Below are 21,332 nucleotides of genomic sequence, written 5' to 3'. Positions count from 1 at the left end.
GCCAGTACCTTGCCGACCTGGGTGGTGGACTGTGGTCGCGTTCGCGCAACGGAGGAGCGTTCACCGCCGGTTGGGCGGGAGCGGTCGAACCAGCACGCGGGGTACGAGCGGGCGTGGCGGGGCTGCGTGGGGGACGGGTTGTGGACGACCGATTCACGGTCTGGGGCCTGGGGTTCCTAGACTGCTTTGAGCAGTTTCAGGTATCAGCTACCCCGGGAAGAGAGCCATGTCCGGTCCGAACAAGAATTATGACCCCGTCGAGGTCACACCTTTGCATGCCGACGAGGTCGAACGGACGCGTGATGAGGCTCTGGACGCCTTCGCCAAGGCGAGCGATCTGAGCGCGTTGCAGGAGGCGAAGGTCGCGCATCTGGGAGAGCGGTCGCCGATCGCGCTGGCCAACCGGGAGATCGGGGCGCTGCCGCCGCAGGGGCGCAAGGAGGCCGGGCAGCGGATCGGGTCGGCGCGGAAGGCGATCAACGACGCGTTCGCCGCCAGGCTCGCCGTACTGGAGGCCGAGCACGAGGAGCGGATGCTCGCCACCGAGCGCGTCGACGTGACGCTGCCGTGGCACAGCCCGGAGCTCGGCGCCCGGCACCCGCTGAGCCTCATCTCGGAGCAGGTCGCGGACGTGTTCACCGCGCTCGGCTGGGACGTCGCCGAGGGACCCGAGGTCGAGGCCGAGTGGCTGAACTTCGACGCGCTGAACTTCCAGCCCGACCACCCGGCGCGGCAGATGCAGGACACGTTCTTCATCGACCCGCCCGGTTCCGGCACCGTACTGCGTACGCACACGTCGCCCGTCCAAGCGCGATCGATGCTCACCCGGAAGCCGCCGATCTACGTGATCTGCCCCGGCCGGGTGTTCCGCACCGACGAGCTGGACGCGACGCACACGCCGGTCTTCTACCAGGTCGAGGGCCTGGTCGTGGACGAGGGCATCACGCTCGCGCACCTCAAGGGCACCCTCGACCACTTCGTCGTCTCGATGTTCGGCGAGGGTCTGGAAGCGCGCCTGCGGCCGAACTTCTTCCCGTTCACCGAGCCGTCGGCCGAGGTCGACCTCAAGTGCTTCGTCTGCCGTGGCGAGTCGGTCGGCAACCCCGACCGCCCGTGCCGGACGTGTGGCAGCGAGGGCTGGATCGAGTGGGGCGGCTGCGGTGTCGTCAACCCGCGCGTGCTGCAGGCCTGCGGGATCGACACCGACCGGTACTCCGGGTTCGCGTTCGGAATGGGGCTGGAGCGGACGTTGATGTTCCGCAACGGCGTCGAGGACATGCGGGACATGGTCGAGGGTGATGTGCGGTTCAGCCGCCAGTTCGGGATGGAGATCTGATGCGGGTCCCACTGTCATGGCTTCGTGAGTACGTCGAGCTGCCGGCCGGTGTGACCGGTCGCGAGGTCGGCGAGAAGCTGGTCCGCGCCGGCCTCGAGGTGGAGACCGTCGACGAGGCGGGCGGCGGCCTGACCGGTCCGCTCGTCGTCGGCAAGGTGCTCAGCTACGAGCCGGAGCCGCAGAAGAACGGCAAGACCATCCGCTGGTGCTCGCTCGACATCGGCAACGACGAACCGCAATGGGTCGTCTGCGGCGCGAGCAACTTCGAGGTCGGCGACCTGGTCGTCGTCGTCCTCCCGGGCGCTGTGCTGCCCGGCGGGTTCGCGATCTCCGCGCGCAAGACCTACGGCCACGTCTCGAGCGGGATGATCTGCTCGTCCTCGGAGCTCGGTCTGGGCGATGACGGTACGCACGGCATCGTCGTACTGGAGCCAGGCGAGGCCGAGGTCGGTACCGACGCGATCGAGCTGCTCGGGCTGCGCGACGACGTGCTCGACATCGCGGTGACCCCGGACCGGGGGTACTGCCTGTCGATCCGTGGAGTCGCGCGCGAGGCGGCCACGGCGTACGGGGTGGAGCTGAAGGACCCGGCGGCGTTGACTGTCACCGGCACGCAGACGGGTGGCTACCCGGTGCGGGTCGATGACGCCGAGGCTTGCAGCGTCTTCGTGACGCGGACGGTCACCGGGATAGACCCGGCGGCGCCGTCGCCGCGGTGGTTGCAGCAGAGGCTGGTCATGTCGGGGATGCGGCCGATCTCGATCGGCGTCGACATCACCAACTACGTGATGCTCGAGCTGGGGCAGCCGATCCACGGGTACGACAAGGCCCGGTTGAGCGGCGAGATCGTCGTACGCCGGGCAACGGCCGGCGAGAAGCTGATGACGCTGGACGACCAGACCCGGGAGCTCGACACCGAGGACCTGCTGATCACCGACGACTCCGGCCCGATCGGTATCGCCGGCGTGATGGGTGGCGCGTCCACCGAGATCTCCGCGTCGACCACCGAGGTGGTGATCGAGGCGGCCCACTTCCACCCGATCGTGATCGCGCGTTCGTCGCGCCGTCACAAGCTGTCGTCCGAGGCATCCCGCCGATTCGAGCGCGAGGTCGACCCGCAGCTTCCCCGGTACGCCGCCCAGCGCGTCGCCGACCTGCTGGCCGAACTGGCCGGCGGCACCATCCAAACCGACGAAACCGTCATCGACACGCACCCGGCGCCGGCGCCGGTCACCTTCCGGGCCGATCACGCGGCGCGGGTGGCCGGTGCGCCGATCTCGGTCGAGGAGTCGACCAGGCACCTGCATGCAGTCGGCTGCACGGTTGCCCAAAGCAACGGTTCCGCCGTGGCGGCGCCGTTCGCGGTCGGCGGTAGCACGGCTGCCGCAGCCGACCTGCTGACCGTCACGCCGCCGTCGTGGCGGCCCGACCTGCGGGATCCCAACGACTTCGCCGAGGAAGCGATCCGGCTATTCGGGTTCGACAACGTGCCTTCGATCTTGCCGAAGGCGCCGGGTGGGCAAGGGCTGACCAGCTCGCAGCGGCGCCGTCGGCGGATTGCGACCGCGCTGGTTGGGGCGGGGCTGACCGAGGTTGTGTCGTACCCGTTCGTGGGCGACGCCGACTTCGATGCGATGGGGCTGCCGGCGGACGACTTCCGGCGTACGACGGTGAAGCTGGCCAACCCGTTGTCGGATGAGGAGCCGTCGATGCAGACGACGCTGCTGCCGACCTTGCTCCGGACGGCCGAGCGCAACGCCGGTCGTGGTGCCACCGATCTCGCGATCTTCCAGACCGGGCTGGTGTTCCTGCCTCGCCCGGACTCGAAGCCCGCGCCGCTGCCGTCCGTCGCGCAGCGTCCGAGCGACGCCGAGATCCAGGCGCTGTACGACGCGCTCCCGGACCAACCCCTTCACCTCGGGGTCGTGCTGACCGGTTCGCGCACGCCGACCGGCTGGTGGGGCAAGGGTCAGCCCACGAGCTGGGCGGACGCAGTACAGGTTGCTCGATCTGTTGCCGCTGTCGTCGGCGTCAAGCCGGTACTACGGAACGTCGAGCTGGCGCCATGGCACCCGGGCCGCTGTGCCGAAGTGTCCGTCGGTGGCAAGGTCATCGGCCATGCCGGTGAGCTGCATCCGAAGGTGTGTCAGGCGTTCGGGCTGCCGGCCCGGTCGGGGGCAGTCGAGCTGGACCTCGACGCGTTGATGGCGGCGGCTCCGGCGTCGGTGACGGCGCACCCGTTCTCGTCGTACCCGGTCGCGAAGGAAGACGTCGCGCTGATCGTCGGAGCTGAGGTGGCCGCGGCTGATGTCGAGGCGGCGCTGGTCGAAGGTGCGGGGGAGTTGCTGGAGTCGATCCGGCTGTTCGACCTCTACACCGGCGAGCAGATCGGCGAGGGCAAGAAGTCGCTCGCCTTCGCGCTCCGCTTCCGCGCCCACGACCGCACCCTCACCGAAACCGAGGTCAGCGCCGCCCGCCAGGCAGCCGTCCAGGTCACCGTTGACCGCTTCGGCGCAGTCCAGCGCGTCGGCTGAGTCAGGTCCGCAGATGACGAACCCCAGGGTCGCGGTCGCCGCACCCAACACGAGAGTGGAGCGGCCGCACCATGGGTAGTCCTCGGGTTGCGGTTGCGGCGCCTAACAAGGCTGCGGCTGATGCGGGTGTGCGGTTGGCCAGTGAGGGTGGCAATGCGGTTGATGCTGCTATCGCTGCGACCTTGGTGACGATGGTGAACGAGATCGGGGTCGTGTCGCCGGCCTCGGGTGGGTTTGTCACCTTGCAGGTGAAGGGTGGCGAGGCGGTCACCATCGACGGCTGGGTGGAGATGCCTGGGCGTGGGCTGCCGGAGCACAAGTTCGGGCAGGGCGTTTGGGACATCAGTACGGAGTACGGCGGTGGCACGACGACGACCATCGGGCATGGGTCGGTCGCGACGCCGGGTGGGATGAAGGCGCTCGCGCTTGCCCATGAACGCTCCGGCAAGGCGCCGTGGAGTGAGGTGTTCCGTCCGGCGATCGAGGTCGCGCGGAACGGGTTCCCGCTCAGCCGTACGTCCGGGTACTACCTCGGCTACACCCACGAGATCATCTTCGGCTGGCATCAGCCGAGCCATGGCGTGGTGCATGACGGCGACGGCGTGGTGATCAAGGCCGGCAGCACCGTGGTGATCCCCGAGCTGGCCGAGGCGCTCGAGCTGATCGCCAGCGAAGGCGCCGAGACCCTCTACACCGGCGAGCTCGCGGAGATGCTCGTCCGTGACATGGCCGACAACGACGGCATCCTGACCGCGCAGGACCTCGCGCAGTACGAGGCGATCGTTCGCCCAGCCCTCATCGTCCGGCAGAACGGCTGGCGCCTCGCGACCAACCCGCCACCGGCCGTCGGCGGGGTCGCGGCGGCCGCGATCCTCGCGCTGCTCGACGGAGTACCGGGCCAGGGAGCGTGGAATCCATCCGAGCTGGAGCGGCTGATCGAAGTACAGCATGCTGTGCTCGGTCGTCGACTCGCCGAGCTGGATGAGGAGGATGTCCGCCAGCTCGAAGGTCAGAAGCTGCTCGACCTGGCGAACGCCGGCGATCTGCGCGCGCTGAGCTCACCCAGTACGGCGACAGTCTCCGTGGTCGACGACGAAGGCGACGCCTGTGCGATCACCGTCTCGTCCGGCTACGGGTCCGGCGTGATGACGCCCGGTACCGGCATCTGGCTCAACAACGCACTCGGCGAACAAGAGCTCGTCCACGGCGGCCCGCACAGCCTCGCGCCTGGCACCCGGCTCACCTCCAACATGGCGCCGAGCGTCGCCCGCAGGGACAGCGATGGCGCCGTACTGGCGATCAGCTCGCCCGGTTCCGACCGGATCCCGACCGCGATCGCGCAGGTCTACGCGCTCTACACGCACGGCGGCCTGTCGCTCGAAGAAGCAGTCGAGTACCCCCGCCTGCACGTCCGCGTCCGCGAAGACGTGGTCGTCGACTACGAGGACGACCTCGCCGTCTCGGGCTTCGCCACCAACCTCCCGACCCGCCCGATGCCACCCCATTCCATGTACTTCGGCGGCGTGGCAGCAGCCTTCTGGGACCCCACCGAAGGCCTCCTGGCCGTCGGCGACCCTCGCCGCACCGGCGCCACCGCCGTCTCCCCACCCAGCTGACCGGGCACGGTCCGAAGTGGGGAGTCGGCGCAGAGCCTGCTAGTTTCGCCACCTGTACTTTCCACCCGGCCGCCCGATCCGCCTGAACGGGGCTTAGCCAGATCAGTCGTGGAGGACCACCGGATATGCCGGATCCCGAACTCTCCGTCGTCGTGCCGATGTACGACGAGGAAGAGGTGCTGCCGATCTTCTTCGAGCGGATGCGCCCCCTGCTGGACGGCCTCGGCATCAGCTACGAGGTGCTTGTCGTCGACGACGGCAGCCGCGACGCGACCGCCTCGATGCTGCTCGAAGCCGCCGTCGACTGGCATCAGCTCCGGGTCGTGCGCCTGCTCCGCAACTCGGGTCACCAGGCCGCGCAGTCGGCGGGATTCCGGCGTGCCAGAGGGAAGTACCTGGTCACCATCGATGCCGATCTGCAGGATCCGCCTGAGGTGATCGCCGAGTTGCTCGCCACTGCCCGGGAGAAGGATGTCGACGTCGTGTACGGCGTGCGCTCCGATCGCTCGAGCGACTCCTGGCCGAAGCGGACGACGGCTCGGATGTATTACCGGCTGATGTGTCGCCTGGTCGGCAAGGACATTCCGTTCGACGCGGCAGACTTCCGGCTCGTCTCGCGGCGGGTCATCGATGCGGTGAACTCGCTGCCCGAGGACGGCCGGGTCTTCCGGTTGGTGATCCCGTGGCTCGGGTTCCCGAGCGCCGAGGTTGCCTATGTCCGGGCGGAGCGAGCAGCCGGCGTCACGAAGTACAACTGGTCGAAGATGTTCCGGCTCGCGTTCGACAGTGTGACCGCGTTCTCGGCGGCGCCGCTGCGGCTGGCCACGTGGTTCGGGTTGCTCGGTGGGTTGCTGTCCGGGCTGTTCGCGGTCGGCGCGCTGGTGATCAAGCTGTCCGGCAACAGCGTTCCCGGCTGGACCTCGACCGTGCTGGCCGTCAGCATCATCGGCGCGATCCAGTTGCTGTGCCTTGGGTTGCTGGGGGAGTACGTCGCCCGCTTGTTCCAGTCGAGCCAGCGTCGCCCGCAGTTCCTCGTCGGCTACGACAGCCTCGAAGACGCCGGACATCAGACCCTTGATGAGGTCTCCGCTAGATGACGCGTTTCCTGCCGCGGCTCTTGCCGTGGTTGCTTCCGTACGTCGTTGCGGTGCTCGCGCTGATCTCCCTCGACGTCCCGGTCGGCCCGATCGCGAAGTACACCCTGTACTTCGCTCTGGCGGTCGCGTTGCCGGGGATCCTGATCCTGCGCGCGCTCTGGCGGAGTACGGGCAACTGGGCCGAGGACTTCGGACTCGGGTCAGCCGTCGGGGCGACGTACCAGCTGGCGGGGTGGGCGATCTTCACCGCGCTCGGCTGGCAGCGGGTGCTGGTGATCTGGCCGGCGCTGGCGCTCGTCGCCTTCGCCGCCGTGCCGCGACTCCGGAAGTACTGGCGGATCCACGACCCCAAGCCGCTGCCGCTGCTGTGGACGTGGGGGATGGTGATCGCCTCGACTGTGCTGCTCGGTGGGGCAGTGCTCGGGGCGATGAAGTACCACCCGGCGCCACCGGACGGCACGTCGTACTACCAAGACCTGCTGTACCACCTGTCGATGCTGAACGAGCTCACGCGCTCCGTACCGCCGCAACTGCCGCAGGTGTCGGGGGAGTCGCTGGAGTACCACTGGTTCGCGAATGCCGACATGGCGGCGGCCGTGGACATCACCAAGCTCTCACCGATCATCGTGCTCTACCGGCTGTGGTTGCTGCCGCAGCTGCTCGTCGCCTTGCTGGTGTGCGCCACTCTCGCCAGGACGGTCAGCCGCGCGTGGTGGACCGGCGTACTGGCTGCTCTGGCGTTGGCGGGGCCGCAGTTGTTCCTGTTCATCGACACCGCGGTGAACCTGTCGCCACCGTTGAGCCTGCTCAGTCCGTCGCAAACCTTCGGCATGGTGGCCGGTACTGCGGCAGCCGTCTTCTTGATCCACCTGCTGTTCAAAGGCGAGTCCACCAAAGGCCTGTGGTTACTGGCATTTACCGTCGCGGTCGTCGGCGGCGGCTCCAAGCCGACCACCCTCCCAATCCTGGTGGGCGCAGTGGGCCTGCCCGCGCTCTTCCTTCTCATCCGCGACCGCCGCCTACCGACCCGATTCCTAGCCGCGGGCTCATTGCTGGTCGCCGCGGCAGTCGGCACGATGGTCACCGTTGCAGGCAGCACGAGCGGCTCAGGCCTCCAGTTCCTAGCCGTCCTGAAAACCCAAGGCGGCTACGCAGCCGCCACCCGCGACACCACCCAGGCAGGCGAAGGCGGCCTGATCCTCCCCGCCCTGACCTCCGGCCACCTCCTGTCCATCGCCGGCGTGCTCGTCATCGCACTGCTGATGCTGACGGGTCAGCTGCTAGCAGTCGTCGGCTATGGCGTACTCGCGAAGCGCGGACTCCGCCGCGACCCCATCGCCTGGTTCCTGCTCGGCGCATTGATCGCAGGCTGGGCCGGCTTCCTCCTGGTAGATCACCCCTCCATCAGCGAGGCCTACTTCGTCCACAGCGCAGTCCCCTTCAGCCTCGCCGCCGCCGGCTGGCTAGCCGCAACAATCACCAGAACCTACGCGCCGACCGCAGGGCGGCGCGGGGTGCTCTTGTGGCTTGCCGTTGCGGCGGTCGTCCTCGGCGCGCTCTTCGCCTTCATTCTTCTGACTACCGATGCCCTGCCCAGCGGCTCGCACCTACGCCGGATCGCGCTGGTTGCCCGGCCGTTGCTTGTTGTCGTGGCAGTTACCGCGGCGCTGATGTTCGTGTGGTTGTTGCTGGTGAAGCGAGTGCCTCGGGTGGCGGGACTCGGTGGGTTGCTGGTGCTGTTGACGTTATTGGCGGTGCCGTCGGCAAGGACCTTCGAACAGAACCTGCATCTCAACGGCGGCAAGCAGGCGCAGACGTTCACCTCGGCAACCTGGTGGGTCTACCCGGACGAGGAAGCCGCCGCGCTCTGGCTGGCGAAGAACTCCAAAGACACAGACGTTGTCGTGAGCAACACCTGGTGCCGGCCGGCCGGTAAGCAAGGGCCGGGCTGTGATGCTCGCGGCTACATCGTCAGTGGCATCGCCGGCCGCCGGACCTTCCTCGAAGGCTGGGGTTACACCTCGCAGGCGATGGCCAACCACGGCGTCGGCGGCCTGCGCTACAACCAGCAGCCGTCGCCTTGGCCTGACCGCGTAGAGCTGACGAATCAAGCAATCTACGAGCCGACTGCCGAGGTACTGGCCAAGCTGCGCGACCAGTACCACGTCCGCTGGGTGTACGCCGATCTGTTCGGTGGACCCGTCTCGTCGGACCTCGACAAGCTCGCCGTACTCCGACACAGCTGGCAGCACGTCCGGATCTACGAACTCACCGGCTGATCCCGCGTAACATCGGACCGGCGTAGCGCGTTAGCTCTACGCTGGCCCGCTCGCCCCGAGGCCGACGCATGCGGAAACGTGAGTGCTCGGGAGGGCGTGGGAATGACGAGGTCCGGCCATCGGCTGCCCGCCGTCGTCACTGTTCTCAGTCTCACCGTGCTGGCTTCCGGCACGGCTTCGGCGTACCAGGTGCCGTCGGCCCCCTTTGCCCAGGGCAACACAGCGACCGCGACGATGCCGGGATCCGGCCTCACTCAGTCGATCACCGTCACCGGCCAGACCGAGTTGCTCGACGCAACCACCGCCGGCGTCCGCGGCAGTACGGCGAAGACCTACGACCCAGCCATCGCGCGCACCACGCCGGCCCAGGACCTGCTCGTCAACACCGGCACCTGCGCCGCGATCGGCACCTGCGGCAGCCGTGGCTCGCTGACGATCACCTTCTCGCAGCCCGTCCGCAACCCGATCCTGCACTTGGCCGGGCTCGGCGGCGCAGCCACCGAAACCACCAACGGCCGGACCAGCGGCCAGTCCGAGCTCCACTCGGTCCTCAAACTCACGACCGCCGGGCTCAGCCTGACGAAGGTAGGCCAAGGCAACAACCTGGCCGTCAGCAGCGACACGATCACCGCCCTCAACCCCGACGCCGGCCCGAACTGCATCAACACCGATACCGGCGAAGGCCCCGACTCGGCGGCCACCGCGGCCTGCGGCTCGGTCAAGGTCAACGGTGTCGCCAAGTCGATCACCTTCGACCTCACCGCCGTCTTCACCAAGAACGCAAAACTTCCCGCGTTCAACACCCCCTCCTCCGCCGACGCGTTCTCCCTCGTAGCCTCCATCGGCGAGGACTTCGGCGACGCGCCGAACTCGTACGGCGCCGCCTGGTCGGTCCTCGGCGACCTGCGCCTGGGCGACGACGCGACCGAGGACAACGCAACCATCGGCAACGGCACCGCCGGCCCCACGACCCAGGACCAGGCCGACGACGGCGTCACCCTCAAGCCACTCGCGACCGTGGCCAAGGACTACACAGCCACAGTCGCCCTTACCGGAGCAAGTAAGCCCGGCCGAGTCTGCGGCTGGCTCGACCTGAACCAGAACGGCAAGTTCGACCCAGCAGAGCGAGCCTGCGCCACCTTCACCGCCGGCCAAGCCGCCGCCACCCTCACCTGGTCAGCCCTCCCCAAACTAACCGCCGGTACTACGTACGCCCGGGTCCGCACCGGCTCCGCGACAACCCAGGTAGAGAAGCCAACGGGCGCCACGGACAGCGGCGAGGTCGAGGACTATCCACTCGTCATCGCGCCCCCACCCCCGCCGATCGCCCTCGACGACACCGCGACCACGCCGTACAACGAAGACCTGACGACCGATGTCCTGGGCAACGACCGCCCCGGCGACCCGGCCAGCCCGCTGAAGCCCGGCTCCCTCTGCCTCGTCGACGCCAACAAGTGCGGCGTCATGGTCAACGTCGTGGCCGAGGGCAAGTACGTCGCCAAGCCCGACGGCCAGATCACCTTCGAGCCGGTCCCCGGTTTCGTCGGCCCAGGCAAACCCGTCACCTACCGAATCGCCGACACCAACGGCACGACCGCCACCGCGAAGCTGACCATCACAGTCGCGCTCCCCGCGAAGCCGGTGGCCGTCCCCGACAAGGCATCCACCCAACAGAACGTCAGCATCGCCCTGACCCCGCTAGCCAACGACCGCCCGGCCCCCGGCGTCACCCTCGACCCCACCTCCGTCGTACTACGCGACCCGGCCGACAAGGCCTTCACCACCGCAGCCGCCGACACCTTCAAGAAAAAGGTGATCGTCCCCGGCGAAGGCACCTACGTCGTGAAGCCCGACGGCACCGTCGACTTCCTGCCGCTGCCGCAGTTCACCGGCGTCGCGACGACCCTCGGCTACCGGGTCACCGATAGCACCCGCCAGGTCGCCGAGTCGACCATCGCGGTCACCGTCACCCCGATCACGCCGAAGGCACTCGGCGACTCGGTCAGTACCCCGTTCGACACCAACGTCGTCATCTCAGTCCTCGACAACGACCTGCCCGGCTCACCCGAGGCGCCGCTGAACCCGGCCACTCTCAAGCTGGTCGACCCTGCGGACGGCAAGCTCGTCGACCAGGTGACGGTCGCGCGCCAGGGCGACTATGTGGTTGCTGACGGCAAGGTGACCTTCGAGCCGGTCCAGGGTTTCCAAGGCGTCACGACTCCGTTGACCTATCAGGTCCTCGACAAGAACGGCACCGCCGCCCGCGCCCAGCTCACCGTCTCGGTCGACGAGCCCGGCCCGCCCGTTGCCAACCCGGACAAGACGACCCTGCTGCAGGGCGGCTCGATCTTCGTCCCGGTACTAGACAACGACAAGCCCGGACCGACCGGCTCGGCGCTCGTACCGGGCACCCTCCGGCTGATCCCGCCGACCCCGGCGACGATCACAGCCGCCACCAAGTCACCCACGCCGTCGACCCCGTTGCCGATGCCCGCAGCAACAGCGGCCGGCGACCCGGCCACCAGCATCGTCGTCGCCGGCCAGGGCAAGTACACGGTGAAACCGGACGGCCGGGTGCTGTTCGAGTCCGTCCCCACGTTCAGCGGCCACGCGACGCCGATCACCTATCAAGTGGCCGACGGCAACGGTGCGATCGGCAAGGCGACGCTGACCCTCGAGGTCACCAAGGTGCAGCCGGACGCGACGGACGACACCGCCAGTACGCCGTACGACCAGAACGTGACCGTGCACGTGCTCTCGAACGACACCGCAGGTGATCCGGCCGTCCCGTTGGTGCCGAGCAGCGTCAAGCTGATCGACCCGATGACGCATCAGCCCAAGTCGACCGTCGTCGTCGACGGTGAAGCGACCTTCAAGGTGGTGGCCGACGGCGACGTGCAGTTCGACCCGCTGCCGACGTACACCGGGGTCGCGACGCCGCTGACCTACACAGTCTCGGACGTCAACGGCACGCGAGCGACGGCGACGCTGACGATCACCGTCGCGAAGCCGCCACCACCGACCGCGAAGCCGGACACCGCGACCACCAAGCAGGACAACCCGGTCACCATCGACCCGCTGGCCAACGACGAGCCCGGCGAAGGCACCGGCCTCGACCCAGTGAGCGTCGTACTGATCGATCCGGCCGACGGTTCGCTGAAGAAGGTCGTCACGGTCGCGGACCAGGGCACCTACCACGTGAACCCCGACGGCACCGTCGGCTTCGACCCGCTGCCGGCCTTCACCGGTACGGCGACGACGCTGAAGTACCGGGTCTCCGACTGGTTCGACCAGGCGACGCGCTCGACCATCACGATCGCGGTGGCCCCGATCGTTCCGACGGCCGAGGACGACACCGCCACCTCGCCGTACGGCGTGACCGCGACGGTCAAGGTGCTCGCCAACGACAAGCCCGGCGACCTGAGCGCGCCGCTCGTCATCGGCAGCCTCCAACTGAAGGATCCCGCCGACGGGCTGTTCAAGTCCGTCGTGACGATCCCCGAAGAAGGCATCTACACCGCACGAGCCGGCGTCATCGCCTTCGAGCCAACAGCGGGATTCAGCGGACCCGGTACCGCGCTGACGTACCAAGTTGCCGATGACAACGGAACGACAGCGACCGCCACGGTCTGGATCACCGTCGGACTGCCGCCGTCCGCGCAACCCGACAACGCGTCCACCCTGCAGAACATCACCACCACCGTTGACGTCCTGAAGAACGACGAACCCGGTACCGGCGCCAAGCTCGACCCCTCGTCGGTGGTCATCGCCTCACCCGAACTGCCCGCGGCCCCGGCCGTCTTCACCAAGAAGCTGACGGTTCCCGGCCAGGGCACCTACGAAGTGCAGACGAGCGGCGCGATCCAGTTCGACCCGCTCCCGGCCTTCCACGGAGACGGCAGCCTGATCCAGTACAAGGTGACCGACTCGCAGCACAACACTGCGTCGTCGACACTCGGGGTCGAGGTCACCGCGATCCAGCCGTTCACCGTCGACGACTCGGCGATCACAGCGTTCAACCAGCCGATCACGCTGAACGTGCTGACCAACGACAAGCCCGGCGACCCGAGCGCCCCGCTGGTTCCCAAGAGCCTGCTGCTGCAGGACCCGGCCGACGCGACGAAGTACCAGCAGACGATCACGCAACCCGGCGAGGGCACCTACACCACCAAGCCGGACGGCTCGATCACCTTCGCCCCGGTCAAGGACTTCCAGGGCATGACCACGCCGGCGACGTACCGGGTCAGCGACACCAACGGCACACCGGCCGACGGCCTGCTCTTCGTCACCGTCGGCAAGGGCCCGGAGGCCAAGCCTGACACCGGTACGACGAAGCAGAACCTCAACACCCAAGTCGATCCGCTCGCCAACGACGAGCCGGGCACCGAGGCCGAACTCGACAAGACCACGGTCCAGTTGTACGACGGCAAGGCCTGGGCCAAGACCGCGACGATCACCGGCCAGGGCACCTACAAGGTCGACGCCCTGACGGGCAAGATCACCTTCGACCCGGTACCGACCTTCAGCGGGCCGAGCTCGATCGCCTATCAGGTAGCGGACACGGCCAAGAACAAGGCGATGTCGACAGTCACCGTGACGGTCACCCCGATCGTCCCCGACCCGACCAACGACACGGCCACGACCGCCTTCGACACCCCGATCACCGTGCCGGTACTGACGAACGACAAGCCCGGTGACGCCACCGCACCGCTCGACCCCGCCAGCGTCCGGCTGATCGACTTCGCGACCGGCGACCCGGTGACGAGCCTCCGCGTCGAGGGCCAAGGCACCTACACCGTCCAGCCCGACGGCGGGATCCGCCTGCTGCCCTGGGGTGGCTGGGTCGGCCCGACGACGCCCGTGACCTACCAAGTCAGCGACAAGAACGGCAGCGCCGGTACTGCGACCCTCGTGGTGACCGTCAGTGCGAAGCCGGTCGCGTTGCCCGATGTCGCGAAGACCAAGCAACACGTCGTGGTCACCGTCGACCCGCTGGCCAACGACAAGCCAGGAGCCGGCGCGACCCTCGACCCCGCCACGCTCCTCCTGGTCGATGCCTCGGGCAACCTGGTCGACAAGGTGACGGTCCTTGACCAAGGCACCTATACGGTTGCTGATGGCAAGTTGACCTTCAACCCGGTCAAGGCGTTCGTGGGCAGCGCGCGGCCGGCGGCGTACGAGGTGAAGGACAGCAACCGCAACGCGGCCCGCTCGACGGTATCGGTGACAGTGCTTCCCGTCCGGCCTGTCGCCGCGGACGACAGTGCGACTACGCAGTACGGGCAGGCTGTCAGCGTGCCGGTGCTCGGCAACGACAAGGCCGGCGATCCGTCGGCGCCCCTGGTTCCCACCTCGGTCGTGTTGCGCGACCCGGCCGACGGCAAGGACAAGACTTCGGTGACGATCAAGGACGAGGGCAGCTTCACCGCCCGCCCGGACAGCACCGTCGGATACACCCCGGTGAAGGGCTTTGCCGGTACCACCAGATCGCTCACCTATCGGGTGACCGATGCGAACGGGACGTCGGACACGGCACGCCTGGAGATCACCGTCGGTGCTCCCAGCGCGTCGAAGGCCATCCCGGACAGCGGTACCGGCAGCTCTGGCAACCCGGTGGTCGTCAACCCCCTCCTGAACGACGCCGCGACTCAGGGCGCGGCCTGGGACCCGGGCAGTGTCTGCCTGGCCACCGGGCCGGCCACCTGTGGGAAGCGGGTGGATGTACCGGACGTCGGAGTCTGGACGGTCGGTACCGACGGGACGATCAGGCTCGTTCCGGAGCGGGGCTTCATCGGTGCGGCGAAGCAGTCGTACCGGGTCACTGACACGGATGGCGTGACAGTGGACTCGCAGGTGAAGGTGACCATCGGGGCTCAGCCGGCCGCGCAGGCCAGCCTGGACAGGACCGCACTACCGGACACCGGTGGCCCGTCGGTACTGCTCCTCACGCTGGCGTTGTTGCTGGTCGGTCTGGGCGTCACCTTGCTGGGCATAGCCCGCCGGGGCCGCCAAAAATAGTGGGGAACCGCCGGGTCCTGCTACTGGGAAGCGGGACCCGGCGCCGCGCTAGAGGTCCGTGACCAGCATCAGTTCGTCGCGGTAGTCGTCCGGTGCGACCCGTACTGCGCGGGGGTGGCTGCCGACGACCCGGTAGCCGAGCTTGCCGTAGAACGCCTCCAGGCTGTTCCCGTCGCGGATGGTCAGCTGCAGCTGCTCCAGCCCGAGTTCTACCGCGGACTGCCTGAGTCCGTTCATCAACACAGCACCGGCGCCCGCACCCTGGTACTTCGGATGCACCATGACGCGGAGCACTGTCCGCCAGTGAAGGTTGAGCGCGCTGCCCCTGCTGACCAGCAGCCCCATACCGACGTACCGGTCGCCGTTGTGCAGGACGCCGAGCAGATCCTTGCCCGCAGCAACCCGCTCGAGCGCTGCATCGAGCGTCTCGGCAACCAGGTTCACCGGGGCCGGCGCGGTGAACCCGACACTGCCGCCCGCATCGGTCGCAGCGATCCAGGTGTCCAGCAGATCCGCCCGCAACTCCGGGTCCGAAACCGCCTCCGGGTCGATCACCCTGTACTCCACCGCTGCCTCCCTAAATGCGACTGACTTGCAGATAGCTTAGCTGGCAGAATCGGCTCGGTGGCTACCCAAGTGATCGTCTTGAACGGCGGATCGAGCTCCGGCAAGACAGGCATCGCGCGCTGCTTGAAGGCGGTGCTGCCGCAGCCGTGGATCAGCCTCGGCGTCGATGATCTGGTCGACGCGCTGCCGCCCGGCCTGCTGGATTCGGGGTCCGGCATCGCGTTCGGCTCGGGTGGCGAGGTCGAGGTAGGCGCCGGCTTCCGCGAGATCGAAGCAGCCTGGATGGCCGGCGTCGCCGCCATGGCCCGCGCCGGCGCCCGAATCATCTTCGACGACGTTTTCCTGAGCGGTGCCGCCTCACAAGCCAGAGTGCGCACGCAGTTGGACGGCCTCGAAGTGCTGTGGGTAGGCGTCCGCTGCGCCCCGGAGATCGCGGCCGGCCGCGAGATTGCCCGCGGCGACCGTACCGGCGGCATGGCTGAGTTGCAGGCCTCGGTCGTGCATGAGGGTGTGGTCTACGACGTAGAGGTCGACACTGGCACGACGGAGTCGATCGACTGCGCCCGGACGATCGCAGCCCGGGTGCTCTGAGCCGCGCCAGTGCCGACGGTTGGTGTTACTGGGGTGGATCGAGCAGCACCCGGACGTCCCACGGACCGAGAGTCAGTTTGTCGTCTGTCGCGGCATCCGCCAGTACGTCGTGAACGGCGTGCGGCAGGTCGATGGTGACGGTGTCCCAGGACCAGTTGTGGACGAACCGGAGGCGTTGCCCGTCGGCACCGGTAGCGGAAGTGACGCTCACACTGCTCGGCAGCCCAGTCCATGCCGCGGGCTGGATCCACCGGAACAGGGCAGCGGCCAGTGCGGGATTGGGAACCGTGCCCACATACGTGATCCGGCCGGAGCCATGCACGCGAGTGGTGATCGTCGGCCACCGTCCGAAGTGGGGATGGTCATAGCCCGCCAGTACCTCGGCGCCATCGACACGTAGCCCGTCCGCCCACCGAGTGGCCGCTGCGTCATCGCCAAGGTCCAGACCTACGCCGTTGACCGGCACGTCAGCACTGAGGTTGCTGTACTCGTCGTACGCGACTCCTGCCGCTTGTGCGAGTCCGGCGGGCATGGTGGCGGTCCGGGCCCGTGCCTCCTCGTCCGCGTAACCCGTGCGCGGCCCGACGACCAGGTGGCCCCCGGCTTCGGCGTACGCGACCAACTGCTCCAGCAAGGCGTCGTCGGCCAGATATAGCCCCGGTACGACGAGCACCGCGTGCTGTGCGACCGAATCGGCGCCGGTGAACTGGCTGGCATGCAGCACACGCACCTGCAGACCCGCCTCGAACGCTCCACGATAGAAGGGATCGAAGAGACCGTGGTACGAGCGGTCATCCGGGCTGCCGTCCTCCTTCGACAGCGGCGGGTACTTCTGCATGAGCCACTTGCTCGGCAGCGAGTACAGCATCGTCACATCGCTGTCAGGCGTCAGGTCGACCACCAGCGAGCCGGCCGCCTCGAGCTCGGCGCCCAGTTGGGCGACCTCCTGGTACGTGCGGCCGGGCACACCGCTGTGGGGGAGCACACCACCCCAGTACGTCTCTGCGCCGAAGTGCAAGGTGTGCCAGTGCCAGTACTCGATCATCTTCGCCCCGCGTGAGATGAGTGCCCACGCCGCCTGCCTCCATTGACCGTCGTACGCCGGCCGGTTGTCCCAGGGGGCGCCGATGGAGTTCGCGTTCGTCTCGGTGACGAGGAACGGGCGTTGCTGTGACGAGTACATCCGGTCCGCGCTGAGGTAGAGCGCCCAGGTCCCGGTGGTGGTCCAGCTCTGGTGGGCCGAGGGCGCCGGGGGTTGGAGGAGCCCGTCCTGCATCGCGTAGTACGGGTTGCCCGCTGTCACGTCGAGCCGGCGGACCAGGTCGTCGTCGGCCACGGCAGGACGGTCATAGGAGATGCAGGTGGTGACGAACTGGTCCGGGCGAGCGTACTCGCGGACGATGTCGGCCTGCCAGCCGATGAACTCCGTCGTCTGGTCCGCCTGGAACTGCCGCCACGCGACGTCGTACTGCGGCTGGATATTGCCGTCCGGTGTCCACAGGTCGGCCCAGTCCGACAGCCGGTGTGACCAGTAGACGAGCCCCCACTCGTCGTTGAGGGTCTGGACGTCGCCGTACTTGTGCCGCAGCCAATCCACGAACCGCTGGAACACCCCGTGGTTGTGGAGCAACTCGTTCCCTGGCTCGTTGTCGACCTGGAACCCGAGCACCGCCGGATGGCCGGCGTACCGGCCGATGATCTGGCGGATCACCCGCTCCGCGTGGAATCGGAAGGCCGGGTGGGTGAAGTCGACCTCCTGCCGGGCACCCCAGCCGATCCGCTGCCCCGTCTTCCGCTCACCCGTGATCTCCGGGTAGAGCCGCACCAGCCAGGGCGGTACGGCGTACGTCGGAGTGCCCAGCAGCACTCCGATGCCACGAGCGTGCGCCCCGTCGAGGACGGGCTGCAGCCAGTCGAGGTCGAACCGCCCGTTCTCCGGCTCCCAGGTCGACCACACCGACTCACCGACCCGGATCACCGAGAACCGGGCCGCGGCCATCAGGTCGAGATCCTGCTCGAGCCGGTCGTGCGGCTGGTACTCGTGGTAGTACGCAGCTCCGAAGAGCACACGTTGCTGCACAGTGTTTCTCCAATGGTAGAAGGGAGTCAGCCCTTGACGCCGCCGGCCGACAGGCCGGACTGCCAGTACCGCTGCAGCAGCAAGAACGCGGCGATCAACGGAATGACGGACAGCAGTGAGCCCGTGACGACCGAGGACAGCAGCGCCCCGGTCGAGCCGCCACCGCCGACGGACTGGGACGACCACGCGGCCAAGCCGACCGTGACCGGGTAGAGCTTGGGGTTGTTGAGCATGATCAGCGGCAGGAAGTAGTTGTTCCAGGTGGCCACCAGCGTGAACAGCAGCACCGTGACCAGGCCGGGCGCGAGCATCCGCAGTGCCACCTGGAAGAAGATCCGGAACTCGCTCGCACCGTCGATCCGGGCCGCCTCGATGATGCCGTCCGGGATCGCGTCCTGGGCGTAGATCCGCATCAGGTACAGGCCGAACGGGCTGACCAGCGACGGCAGGATGATCGCCCACGGACTGTTCACCAGGCCGACCTTGCTGAACAGCAGGTACGTCGGGATCGCGAGCGCGGTCGTCGGCACCATGATGGATCCGAGCACGAGCGCGAACATCGCGCCGTTGCCGCGGAACCGGTACTTCGCGAACCCGTAGCCACCGAGCGCGCAGAGGAAGGCCGCGCCACCCGCGCTGACGACCGAGTAGAAGACGGTGTTGAGCATCCAGCGGGCGTACACGCCACCGTCGTAGGTGACGGTCTCGCGGATGTTCCTGAACAGCGAGAAGTCATGGCTGAACCACAGTCCGAAGCTGGAGAACAGATCGCCGGTGGTCTTCGTGGACGCGACGAACAACCAGAACAGCGGCAGCAGGAAGTACACGAACAGCGCGACCATGCCGATCATCAGCAGTTTGCTGCGTCGCTCACTCATCGCCTGCTCCTTCGGCTGGTCAGGAACAGCACGGTGTAGGAGGCGACCACGATCACCAGACCGAGCAGGAACGAGACCGCGGCGGCGTAGTTCACCTGCTGGCCCGTGAACGCGAGCGTGTAGGCGTACAGGTTCGGCGTGTACGCGCTGTCGATCACGCTCGGCGCCAGCCGCTGCAACAGGTTCGGCTCGGCGAACAGCTGGAAGCTGCCGATCACGGAGAAGATCACGCAGAGCAGCAGCGCGGGACGGATCGCGGGGATCTTGATGCTCCAGGCGGTCCGCCACGGACCGGCGCCGTCGACGGCCGCTGCTTCGTAGAGCTCGTGCGGTACGGCGCGCAGCGCGGCGTACAGGATGATCATGTTGTAGCCGGTGAACTCCCAGGTGACGATGTTCGCCATCGACCCGAGCATCCAGCCGTCGGTAAGGAACTTGGGTGCGGCCAGGCCGACCTTGTCCGCGAGTTGGGCGACCGGGCCGAAGTCGGGTCCGTACAGGTAGCCCCACATCAACGTGGCCACCACACTTGGGACGGCGTACGGCAGGAAGATGCCGAGCCGGAAGGCCTTCGCGAACCGCAACAGGCCGCTGTCGATGGCCAGCGCCGCGAGCAGCGAGATGGCCAGCATGATCGGTACCTGGAAGGCGAAGAACTCGGCCACCCGCACGACGCCGCGCAGTAGCCGGTCGTCATGCAGGGCGGTGACGTAGTTGTCCAGGCCGGCGAAGACGGTGCCACCGATGAGCCGGTCCTGGAACAGGCTCAGGTACGCCGCGTAGGCCAACGGCAGTACCAGCATGGCGACGAACACCAGCATGAACGGCGCGACGAACAGGTAACCGCTGCCGGCGGGGTTGATACTCCGCCGCGGACGCCCCACGGTGTCGGTGCCGGGACGGAGCCGCTTCATGGGTTGACCTTGAAGCCCTGGTTCTTGGCGTACGTCGTGGTCCGCGACTGCCACTGGTCGAGGGCCGCGCCGGTGTCGGACTTGTCCGCGAACGACTTGCCGACCGTCTCGTCCCAGTCGTTCACCGTCTGGTCCAGGAACGGCGGCCACTGGAACTTGTCGTCGACCGTGCCGCTGATCTCGGAGAACACCTGGTTGACCGTCTGCCCGCCGTAGAAGTCCGGCTTCTGCTGCACGAACGCCGGGTCCGCGAGCAGCGCCTTGGTGGCCGGGAACAGGAACTGCTGGGTGGCGAACAGCTTCGTCGACGCGGGATCGGTATTGATGAACTCGGCCAGCTTGGCGGCCGCGATCGGGTTCTTCGTGCCGGCTACGACCGCGGTGGTCGAGCCACCCCAGTTGCCGGACTTCTGCTGGCCGGCCTCCCATTGCGGCAGCGGCGCGGCCCGCCACTTGCCACTGGTGGACTTGGCCGAGCCGGACAGGAACACCGGACCCCAGGCGGCCGTCAGCCAGGTGGCGTACTGGCCACGGTTGAGGGCCTGGTACCACTGGTCGGTGAAGTCGGGGTCGGTGGACACCGAACCGTCCTTGATCAGCTCGCTCCAGTAGCTGCCGAGCTTCTTGGACTGGTCGTCGTTCAGATTCACCTTGACCGTGTCCTGGCCGGTGACCTCGAACGGCTTGACGCCCGCCTGCCAGAGCAGACCCATCCAGACGCCGTTCTGGTTCGAGGCGAGGTTCGTCATGCTGACCTTGGGATCGGCGGCGTGCAGCTTGCGGGCCGCGGCCGCGAACTCGTCCCAGGTCTTCGGCGGGGTGATGCCGTACTTGTCGAAGATGTCCTTGCGGTACAGCATCCCCATCGGTCCGGTGTCCTGCGGGATCGCCCAGACCTCGCCGCCGGAACCGGTCACCTGGTTCCAGGTCCAGTCGACGAACTTGTCCTTCAGCGCGTCCCCGCCGTACGGACGAAGATCCACCAGGCTCTTCGTGATCGAGAAGGTGGGGACGTACTGGAACTCGATCTGGGCCGCGTCGGGGGCGCCGGTGCCGGCCTTCAGCGCGGTCCGGAGTTTCGTGTACTGCGGCTCGCCCTGACCCGCGTTGACGACGTTCACCTTGATCGCGGGGTACTTCTGCTCGAACAGCGCCACCTCCTTCTTGATGTCCGGCACCCAGGTCCAGAAGGTGAGCTCGGTGGGCGTGGACATCGCCTTGTCGATATCGGCCTGGCTGACGGCCTGCGCCTGGCTCGAACTACCGGCCGGCGAACCACCGCTACCGCCACAGGCGGCGAGGGCGAGGGTGGCGGCGAGGGTGACGGCGAGGCCGGCGCGCCGCCGAACTTTCGGAATCTGGATCACTGCGAACAACTCCTCGGAAGATGGCAAGGCGGTGCCTGGGCGCGGGGCATCGGCC

General features: G+C 67.8%; 12 protein-coding genes. 7 read left to right on the top strand and 5 right to left on the bottom strand.

Translation table 11 applies throughout. The annotated features are described in order from the left end of the window. The first annotated feature begins 226 nt into the window (after nucleotides 1-226). The 6 genes from pheS to OHA70_RS00120 all read left to right on the top strand — a co-directional run bounded on the left by pheS (nucleotide 227) and on the right by OHA70_RS00120 (nucleotide 14,880). Nucleotides 227-1,336 carry a phenylalanine--tRNA ligase subunit alpha gene (gene pheS / locus OHA70_RS00145; protein WP_328327124.1) on the top strand — a complete coding sequence of 370 codons (1,110 nt, stop codon included), beginning with the start codon at nucleotides 227-229 and terminating at the stop codon, nucleotides 1,334-1,336. Further along, nucleotides 1,336-3,870 carry a phenylalanine--tRNA ligase subunit beta gene (pheT, locus tag OHA70_RS00140; protein WP_328327122.1) on the top strand — a complete coding sequence of 845 codons (2,535 nt, stop codon included), beginning with the start codon at nucleotides 1,336-1,338 and terminating at the stop codon, nucleotides 3,868-3,870. Before pheS ends, pheT begins: the two co-directional genes overlap by 1 nt. Nucleotides 3,871-3,941: 71 nt before the next feature. After that, nucleotides 3,942-5,486, top strand: coding sequence for a gamma-glutamyltransferase (locus OHA70_RS00135; RefSeq protein WP_328327120.1), 1,545 nt, complete (start codon nucleotides 3,942-3,944; stop codon nucleotides 5,484-5,486). Nucleotides 5,487-5,611: 125 nt separating this feature from the next. Further along, nucleotides 5,612-6,583, top strand: coding sequence for a glycosyltransferase family 2 protein (locus OHA70_RS00130; RefSeq protein ID WP_328327118.1), 972 nt, complete (start codon nucleotides 5,612-5,614; stop codon nucleotides 6,581-6,583). Beyond that, nucleotides 6,580-8,862: a hypothetical protein gene (locus OHA70_RS00125; protein ID WP_328327116.1), complete on the top strand. Its 2,283-nt coding sequence runs from the start codon at nucleotides 6,580-6,582 to the stop codon at nucleotides 8,860-8,862. The genes OHA70_RS00130 and OHA70_RS00125 overlap by 4 nt, the downstream gene beginning before the upstream one ends. A gap of 102 nt (nucleotides 8,863-8,964) precedes the next feature. Beyond that, nucleotides 8,965-14,880, top strand: coding sequence for an Ig-like domain-containing protein (locus tag OHA70_RS00120; protein WP_328327114.1), 5,916 nt, complete (start codon nucleotides 8,965-8,967; stop codon nucleotides 14,878-14,880). Nucleotides 14,881-14,928: 48 nt separating this feature from the next. Here OHA70_RS00120 and OHA70_RS00115 read toward each other — a convergent pair whose 3' ends face one another. Beyond that, nucleotides 14,929-15,447 (bottom strand): GNAT family N-acetyltransferase, encoded by a 519-nt coding sequence (locus OHA70_RS00115; protein ID WP_328327113.1) that lies wholly within the window; start codon nucleotides 15,445-15,447, stop codon nucleotides 14,929-14,931. Nucleotides 15,448-15,504: 57 nt separating this feature from the next. Here OHA70_RS00115 and cpt point away from each other — a divergent pair, with 57 nt between their 5' ends. Further along, a complete protein-coding gene (gene cpt, locus OHA70_RS00110) occupies nucleotides 15,505-16,038 on the top strand; it encodes a chloramphenicol phosphotransferase CPT (RefSeq protein ID WP_328327111.1) in 534 nt (177 codons plus the stop codon). Nucleotides 16,039-16,063: 25 nt separating this feature from the next. Here cpt and OHA70_RS00105 read toward each other — a convergent pair whose 3' ends face one another. The 4 genes from OHA70_RS00105 to OHA70_RS00090 are packed head-to-tail and all read right to left on the bottom strand — an operon-like array spanning nucleotide 16,064 to nucleotide 21,277. Then, on the bottom strand, nucleotides 16,064-18,118 hold the full coding sequence (locus OHA70_RS00105) for a beta-galactosidase (RefSeq protein WP_328327109.1): 2,055 nt from the start codon (nucleotides 18,116-18,118) through the stop codon (nucleotides 16,064-16,066). A 26-nt stretch (nucleotides 18,119-18,144) separates the two neighbouring features. Then, nucleotides 18,145-18,996, bottom strand: coding sequence for a carbohydrate ABC transporter permease (locus tag OHA70_RS00100; protein WP_328327107.1), 852 nt, complete (start codon nucleotides 18,994-18,996; stop codon nucleotides 18,145-18,147). Next, nucleotides 18,993-19,910, bottom strand: coding sequence for a carbohydrate ABC transporter permease (locus OHA70_RS00095; RefSeq protein ID WP_328327105.1), 918 nt, complete (start codon nucleotides 19,908-19,910; stop codon nucleotides 18,993-18,995). Before OHA70_RS00095 ends, OHA70_RS00100 begins: the two co-directional genes overlap by 4 nt. Next, complete coding sequence (locus OHA70_RS00090) at nucleotides 19,907-21,277, bottom strand: ABC transporter substrate-binding protein (RefSeq protein WP_328327103.1); 1,371 nt, start codon at nucleotides 21,275-21,277, stop codon at nucleotides 19,907-19,909. The genes OHA70_RS00095 and OHA70_RS00090 overlap by 4 nt, the downstream gene beginning before the upstream one ends. Between the last annotated feature and the right edge of the window lie 55 nt (nucleotides 21,278-21,332).

The sequence above is a fragment of the Kribbella sp. NBC_00382 genome (genome assembly GCF_036067295.1).
Classification (GTDB): domain Bacteria; phylum Actinomycetota; class Actinomycetes; order Propionibacteriales; family Kribbellaceae; genus Kribbella.
The sequence above is the reverse complement of the archived record's forward strand: the minus strand, read 5'-3'. Positions and strand labels throughout refer to the sequence as shown.

Coding starts and splice junctions, on each gene's coding strand:
- OHA70_RS00100 (WP_328327107.1), bottom strand. CDS start 18,996: ATGAGTGAGCGACGCAGCAAACTGCTGATGATCGGCATGGTCGCGCTG.
- OHA70_RS00120 (WP_328327114.1), top strand. CDS start 8,965: ATGACGAGGTCCGGCCATCGGCTGCCCGCCGTCGTCACTGTTCTCAGT.
- OHA70_RS00095 (WP_328327105.1), bottom strand. CDS start 19,910: ATGAAGCGGCTCCGTCCCGGCACCGACACCGTGGGGCGTCCGCGGCGG.
- OHA70_RS00130 (WP_328327118.1), top strand. CDS start 5,612: ATGCCGGATCCCGAACTCTCCGTCGTCGTGCCGATGTACGACGAGGAA.
- pheT (WP_328327122.1), top strand. CDS start 1,336: ATGCGGGTCCCACTGTCATGGCTTCGTGAGTACGTCGAGCTGCCGGCC.
- OHA70_RS00125 (WP_328327116.1), top strand. CDS start 6,580: ATGACGCGTTTCCTGCCGCGGCTCTTGCCGTGGTTGCTTCCGTACGTC.
- pheS (WP_328327124.1), top strand. CDS start 227: ATGTCCGGTCCGAACAAGAATTATGACCCCGTCGAGGTCACACCTTTG.
- OHA70_RS00135 (WP_328327120.1), top strand. CDS start 3,942: ATGGGTAGTCCTCGGGTTGCGGTTGCGGCGCCTAACAAGGCTGCGGCT.